The sequence below is a fragment of the Streptomyces sp. SM11 genome, from assembly GCF_002910905.1.
Taxonomy (GTDB): Bacteria; Actinomycetota; Actinomycetes; order Streptomycetales; family Streptomycetaceae; genus Streptomyces.
In genome coordinates, this window is record NZ_NEUE01000265.1 from 46693 (window position 1) to 53767 (window position 7075).

The 7075-nt window shown below is 75.0% G+C and carries 4 protein-coding genes and 1 pseudogene; 3 read left to right on the plus strand and 2 right to left on the minus strand.

Annotated features, from left to right (window positions below; translation table 11 throughout):
- Positions 1 to 28: 28 nt before the first annotated feature.
- Complete coding sequence (locus B9S58_RS28930) at positions 29 to 3241, minus strand: sacsin N-terminal ATP-binding-like domain-containing protein (protein WP_103534921.1); 3213 nt, start codon at positions 3239 to 3241, stop codon at positions 29 to 31.
- A 350-nt stretch (positions 3242 to 3591) separates the two neighbouring features.
- Positions 3592 to 4515, minus strand: a complete 924-nt coding sequence (locus B9S58_RS28935) for a DUF3027 domain-containing protein (protein ID WP_258045118.1) — start codon at positions 4513 to 4515, stop codon at positions 3592 to 3594.
- A 407-nt stretch (positions 4516 to 4922) separates the two neighbouring features.
- Between B9S58_RS28935 and B9S58_RS28940 the strand changes: the two genes are divergently transcribed.
- The 3 genes and pseudogenes from B9S58_RS28940 to B9S58_RS39580 all read left to right on the plus strand — a co-directional run.
- Positions 4923 to 6374: an MFS transporter gene (locus tag B9S58_RS28940; RefSeq protein WP_103534923.1), complete on the plus strand. Its 1452-nt coding sequence runs from the start codon at positions 4923 to 4925 to the stop codon at positions 6372 to 6374.
- A gap of 27 nt (positions 6375 to 6401) precedes the next feature.
- Entirely contained in the window at positions 6402 to 6878 is a 477-nt protein-coding gene (locus tag B9S58_RS28945; RefSeq protein ID WP_103534924.1) for a DUF2771 domain-containing protein, read from the plus strand.
- A gap of 52 nt (positions 6879 to 6930) precedes the next feature.
- Positions 6931 to 7075: pseudogene (locus tag B9S58_RS39580) on the plus strand (futalosine hydrolase); the annotation flags it as partial.

The window sequence follows — 7075 nt, forward strand, 5'->3', positions numbered from 1 at the left end:
GCACCGCGTTCCGTCGGCGGCGAGCTTCTCAGTCGAACCAGCGGTCCCGGGCCAGTTCCTCCGTACGGGACGGGTCCTCCAGCAGGGCCGCGACCTCGAAGCGGCGGGGCCACTGGCCCGCCGCCCAGGCCAGTCCGGCCGCCACGCCCTCCAGGGTCGCGGCGTGGACGACCCCGTCCGGGGTGCGGCGCCAGTCCAGTTCGACGCCGCCCGCGCGGAGTTCGGGGTGTTCGAGGTACGTCTCCGGGGTGCCGGCCCCGAGCAGGACGCGGACCGACTCCGGTACGCGGTGCTCCTCGCCCTCACTCGTCACACCCGCCTCGATCGTCTCGCCGAGCCGCCGCACCTGGAGCAGGTCGGCCAACTCGGCGGCCCGGGCAGGCGCCACGGGGAGCAGGGGCAGGCCCTCCGTCAGCGGCAGCACGTCCGGAGCGTCCGCGATCACGGCGTCCGCCGCGTCGGCCACCGTCACCTCCCCGTCCACCACCGCGCGCAGCTCGTCCGGCAACGTCACCCGGTCGGGCTCCAGTTCCGCGAGCGCCGTGTAGAGGGCGTGCAGTTGCACGGGGGTCACGGGACGGTCCCCGTCGGCGAGCCGGCCCAGCAGTTCGGCCGCGCCGCCCGGCTCGTCCAGAAGTGCGGCGACCGAGGTGCGCACCCCGAGGGCCCGCAGCACCTGGGTGTCGTCGAAGCCGGTCGCGTCCACCGCGTCGTAGAGCCCGGCCAGCCGGGGGTCGCCGCCCGCCGCGCGCAGTCCGGCGGGGCGGCGGCCGTCCAGCACGGGGTGGTCGCGCAGCCACCACGCGGTGTACGGGCGCACGGACTGCGTCGTACCGTCCGGCAGCAGCACCCGCACCGGCTGCGTCAGCGCGTCGCGCAGCGGCGGCCGGGCCAGCATCGCGAGCGCCTGCGGCCAGGCGTCGTCGTCGACCAGGTCGAGATCCCGTACGGCGACGATCTCGGTGGCGACCGGCGGCACCGGGGTCTCGGGCAGCTGGTCGAGGAGGTCCTCGCACCAGACGTCGACGGCGTCCAGCAGCCCGGCGTCGTCGGGTTCGGCGAAGTCGCTGTCGCGGGGCTCCAGTTCGTCCGGGTCCAGGACGACGTCGGCGGCCCGCACGAGGGCGAAGGTGGCGAGCACCCCGCAGGCGGTGAGCGGCGCCTCACCCCACCGGTCGGTCAGCTCCTGGTCGGCGAGGGCGAGTTCCCCTTCCCGCATGACCTGGGCGAACGGGCTTCCGGGGAGGACCAGTTCACCGGCGGGGGCCGGTTCGCCGTCCTCGTCGGGGAGGGCGAGCGCGCCGAGCCACGGCTCGTCGCCGGGCGCCAGCTCGGCGTCCCGGACGAGGGTGAGCACGGTCTCGGCCAGCTCGTCGCCGTCGAGCGCGTCCTCGTCCCAGATCTCCCCCGCGTCCAGCGAACCGGCGACGGCCGCCCGCACCTGAGGAGTCGTCAGCACGGCGCGGGGCGTGGCGGGCAGTGCCCCGAGCTTCTCCAGCAGCGGGTGCGCGGCGTCCGGGTGGGCCACCTTGAGGCCGAGCCGGGAGAGGCGGGCGAGGACGGGGCCGGTGAGCCCGTCCGGAAGCGGCAGCAGGATCTGCCGTGGCCCGATCGCGGTGCGCGGCGGACGGCCCGCCCGCTCGTCGTCCGGGTCGCCCGCGAGCGGGACCGGCAGACCGGTGAGACGGTCGGGGTCGGTGCCCGCGAGGCTGTCGTAGAGCCGGTGCCACCACGCGGGGTCGCGCTCCAGACCGGCGAGGCGGTCGATGGCCTCGGTCAGCGGTACGCGGGCGACCCCGAGGGTACGCAGTTCGGTACGGCGCTCCAGACCGGCGGGCAGCAGACACGGCAGCACCTCGGCGAGCACCCCTACGGTCTCGGCCCCGACCCCCTCGACGACCTCGGCCTCGACGGGGCGCAGGGCGGCGGTGCCGGGGGCGGGGGCTTCGGAGGCGTCGGCGCGGTCCCAGTCGTCCGCCCAGCTCTGTTCGGCCTCGGGATCGCGGGGCGCGGCGGGCTCCAGGAACGCGACGCGCGGCAGCCGGGCCAGGATCGCACCGCGCAGGGCCCCGTCCAGGCCGCCCTTGCCGAGGGGCCCCGGCACCAGGTCGATGGTCCCGGTCGACACCGGCCGCCAGGCGCCCAGCAGCTCCGCGTACGCGTCGGCCGCCCGCTCCACCAGGAAGTCCGTCAGCGGCCCCGGCGCGGGGTGCCTGCGGGCGGTGTCCAGCGGGAGGGAGGCGATGAGCAGGGCGGGGATGCCGAGCGGTTCGTCGGTGGGCGTCGGGGCGTGCACGACCGGTGCCGTACGGGGGTGGAGCGGGGCGCCCGACTCGTCGACCGGGACCGCCCAGGTGACCGACCAGTGCGGGCGCAGCCGCTCCTCGACCGGCCGGTCGGCGAGCAGGGCGGGCTCGACGGGCCCGTGGTGGAGAACGGTGCGCCAGCGGCCCAGGCCGCGGGCGGAGTCGTCGATGTGCGTGTACGGGCCGTGGGCCGAACGGCTCAGGGTCCGCGTCCCGTCCGGGGTCTCGATCACGACCTCGTCCAGGCCGGGCAGCGTGAGCAGCAGCGCGTCGTCCACGGCCGCCAGCAGCCGGGCCACCAGGTCCTCGGCGGTGCCGTCGCGCAGCGGCAGCACGACGACGGTGTCGTACCCCTCGGGCGCGGAGCCCTCGGCGGGCAGCGGCAGGCGCAGCAGCGGTACGTGTCCGTCGCGGCGGCGCAGCTCGTCCCCGAGGCCGGGGCTGCCGACCACCGCCTCCCGGGCCAGCTCGCGCGCCTCGGCCAGGGACCAGCGCACACCGCCGTGCCGGCCGAGTACCGCGGGCTCGTCGCTGACCGCGAGGACGGCGGCGAACCCGACGCCGAAGCGGCCCACCGCGGACTCGTGGCCCTCGCGCTTGGCGGAGGCCCGCAGGGTACTCAGGGACTCCACACCGGTGGCGTCGAGCGGCGCGCCGGTGTTCGCGGCGGCCAGCACGCAGCGGCCATCCGGGTCGCCGGGGGCGGCGGGGTGCAGGGTGAGCCGGAGCCGGCCGGGGGTGCCCGCGCGGGCGGCGGCGTCGGCGGCGTTCTGGGCGAGCTCGACGACGAGGCGGTCGCGGTAGCCGCCGAGCGCGAGGTCCTCCTCGGCGTTGGCGTCCTCCCGGAACCGGGCGGGCCCGGCGCCCCACGCGTCGAGCACGCCGCGCCGCAGCCGTGCCGTCCCGAACGGATCGGCCCCCTCGGTCGCCTTCATGCTCACGCTCTCGACTCCGTCCGCTGGGTGGGTGGGCGCGTATGCCTGCGGCCCGGTGTGCGCCCGAAGGTACCGCGCGCGCCGCCTCCGCCGTAGCGGCAAGCCCGGCATTCCCGGCCCGTCCGGCGTTCGAGAACGGACCCGTTCCAAGCCGGTCCGGCGTTTGAGGACGGAACCGTCGACGCGGTGTCGCGGGGCCCCGCGCGCCAGGCGCCTGTTCTGGAAGCCGCCCACCGGACAAGGGTTCCGTCCTCAAACGCCGGACCGGCTGGAAAGGTGCCGGACGGGCTGGAGGGACGCCCCGCGATTCCCGGGCACCGCGAGCCCGGCCCCCTCAGCGGGCAGGAGCGTCAGGAGTGGCCCAGGTCCTCCGAAGCCCCGTCCGCCTCGTCCGGCACGGAGCCCCCGTCCCGCTCGGGCCGCAGCGAATACGTGTCCACCCGCATCGTGTCCATCGCGTGCGGCGCCGGCTTCGGCGGCACCGGCATCACGGCGGCCTCCGAGTGCCCGCCGCAGCCGTACGCCAGCGACACCACATGGCCGTCCGCCGGACCGAACTCGTTCGCGCACACCCCGAAGGCCTGCTTCAGCGAGCCCGCCATCGGGATCAGGAACGCGCAGCTGACGCACGTCGCCGGGGCCGCCTGGGCCATCGGTGTCTTCGGGCCGAACGCCTCGTCCCAGCGGTCGGCCGCCGCGTACAGCCCGTACCGCGACAGCACCCGCGCCCGGCGCGTACCGAGCTCGTCCGCGACCGCGGCGATGGACCCGCGGCTGGTGGCGGCCACCGGCCGGTCGGTCAGCTCGGCGTCCTCCGCGTCGGCCAGCTCCTCGGAGACGACGGAGTTCGGCGGCGGCTCGTCCTCGCCGGTCCAGCCGGGCTCCAGACGCAGGTCCTCCGCCTCGGTGGGCAGCAGGTCGCCGGGGCCCATGTCGCCGGGGCGCAGCCGCTCGCTCCACGGCACCCACTCCGGCGCCAGGAGCGCGTCGGTGCCCGGCAGCAGCACCGTTTCGTCCAGGGTGACGTTCTTCGCGCGGGAGGCCCGCGCCACCGTCACCGCCCAGCGCCAGCCCCGGTAGCCGGGCTCCTTGGCCTCGAAGTAGTGGGTGACGACCCGGTCCCCCTCGGAGACCACGCCGATGTGCTCACCTACCACACCGGGCGCGGCGGCCTCCTCCGCGGCCGCGCGCGCGAGATCCACCGCCTCGGCACACAGGCGGTCGGGAACGGGGGTACGGGCCGTACGGCTTCGCGTCGTCGTCGCAGCACTCACAGGTCTTCGCTTCTCTCCATACGCCAGTCTCACGAGCGCGCCAGCTGCTGCACGATTGCCGTTTCGGCCAGACAGGTGCGGGCGGAGCGGACCTGGGGGCCGCGTCGACGTCCACACCCGTTGTGCCTGCCTCGGGCGCGCCTTCTGCCACCCATTCTGCGGGATCGCCGAGAGGCGCGCGGCCAAGAACAACCGCCGGTGGCGCGTTACGCACGCTACCCTCTCCGCCGCTCTGCGCCCACCTGCCCGTCCCAAACGTGCCGTATCCGTTCCCGACGATCCCGGTCAGGAGGCGGCGGGAGAGGCAGCGGGGCGCGGTACCGGCGCGCTCGTCCGACAGGTACGTCACACGCGCGTCCGTACCCGATCACCGTTCATACCGGCCAGGGTTGGGGCACTATGACGGGGTGACTGCCACCAGGTCGCACGACGGTCCCGGCCCGCTCCGCAGGGCGGGGCGGGCGACGGGCCATGCCCTGCGGAGCCCGTTCACCGGCACGGCGCGCGGTATCCGCAGGGCGACGCACGCCCACGGCGCGGGGGAATCCGGCCTCGGCAAGCTCATCGAACTGCACGCGGTGAACGGCGCGGGCGACGTCATGATCACGGTCGCGCTCGCCTCCACGGTCTTCTTCTCGGTGCCGACGGACGAGGCGCGGGGCCGGGTGGCCCTCTACCTCGCCATCACGATGGCCCCCTTCACCCTGCTCGCCCCGGTGATCGGCCCGCTGCTGGACCGCCTGCCGCACGGCCGCCGCGCCGCGATGGCGGGCGCGATGCTGGCCCGTGCGCTGCTGGCGATCACCATGTCGGGCGCGGTCGCCACGGGGGGGCTGGAGCTGTATCCGGCCGCACTGGGCGTCCTGGTCTCGTCGAAGGCGTACGGCGTGGTGCGCAGCGCGGTCGTGCCACGCCTGCTGCCACCCAAGTTCTCCCTGGTGAAGGCCAACTCCCGGGTCACCCTGGCCGGGCTGCTGGCCACCGGGGTGGCGGCCCCGATCGGGGCGGGTCTCCAGATGATCGGTTCCGCCTGGCCGCTCTACGGCGCCTGCGCGATCTTCGTCACGGGCACCTTTCTCGCCTTCACCCTGCCGCACAAGGTCGACTCCGCGAAGGGCGAGCGCCGGGCGCGGCTGATCGTCCCGCACCACGAGGAGGCCGTGCCGCGGCCCACCCCCCGCACGGCCGGCGGAAGGACGGGCAGCACCCGGGCCAGCCTCCGCAGGGGCGGCAACGGGGAGAAACCGGCCAAGGAGCGGCCGCCGGGCCTGCGGTCCGTCGGCGGTTCCGTGCTGCACGGGCTCCAGGCCAACGCCGCGCACCGGGCCCTCTCCGGCTTCCTCATCTTCTTCCTGGCGTTCCTGCTGCGCGAGCACCCGCTGGCCGGGCAGAGCGCGGCCGTCTCGCTCGGCATCGTCGGCGTGGCGGCGGGCGTCGGCAATGCCTGCGGTACGGCGGTGGGCTCCTGGCTCCGGGCGCGCGGGCCCGAGGTGATCATCGCGACGGTGCTCGGTCTCGCGCTCGGCGTGGCGGTCCTCGCCGCGGTGTTCTTCTCCACCGTGCTGGTCGCCGCGCTCGGCGCGGTCGCCGGATTCACCCAGGCCCTCTCCAAGCTGTCGCTCGACGCGATGATCCAGCGGGACGTGCCCGAGGAGGTCCGCACCTCCGCGTTCGCCCGGTCCGAGACGTTGCTCCAGATGGCGTGGGTGGTCGGCGGCGGCATCGGCATCGCCCTGCCGCTCAACGCGGTGCTCGGCATGTCGGTCGCCGCGGGCATTCTCGCGCTCGGCGCGGCCACGTCCGTACGGGGCCTCCTGGGGGCCGCGCGGCGCGGCACGCCGCACCCCCGCGTGGCATGAGCGGAGGCGACCGATAGCCTTCGGCCCATGACCGTTGCGTTCTTCTCCGGTAAGGGCCGTCGAATCGGCGTCGCTCTTGGTGCCGTGTCCGCGGGACTCCTTGTCCTGTCCGCCTGCGACAAGCCGACGCCGCTCGCCACCGTGACGGTCGGCAGTGACTCGGTGAATTCCGAGGCCGCCTGCTACAACGGCGGCAATGCGATCAAGGAGTCCCTGATCCAGGGCTGCCTGAACAAGAAGGCCGAGAAGACCATCACGGTCTCCATGGACGACAAGGTCCGCTTCGGCGTCGACCCCGAGATCGCCGAGAACGGCTGGACGCTCTTCATCAACGGCCAGCAGGCCGAGCAGGAGCCGTTCGAGAAGACCTACCGGACGATCCCCGGCAGCGCCTTCTTCGCCAGCCAGACGGGCAAGCCGGCCGAGAAGACGAACGTCTCCATCGTGGAGACCAAGGGCAAGAAACTCACGGGCATCTGGCAGTTCGAGTTCAAGAAGGACTGACCCCGCCCCCGAAGAACGGCCCCTCCCCGTCCTCGACCCTGAGGCTGTACCCGTGCGTGTGCTGGTCGTGACCGCTGTCCCGGTGGAACGGGACGCGGTCACGCGTGCGTTCGGGGGCACCCCGCGGACCGTGGCGGTGCCGGGGGCCGAGGTGCACCGCTGCGGGGCGTTCGACGTCCTGGCGGGCGGCGCGGGCC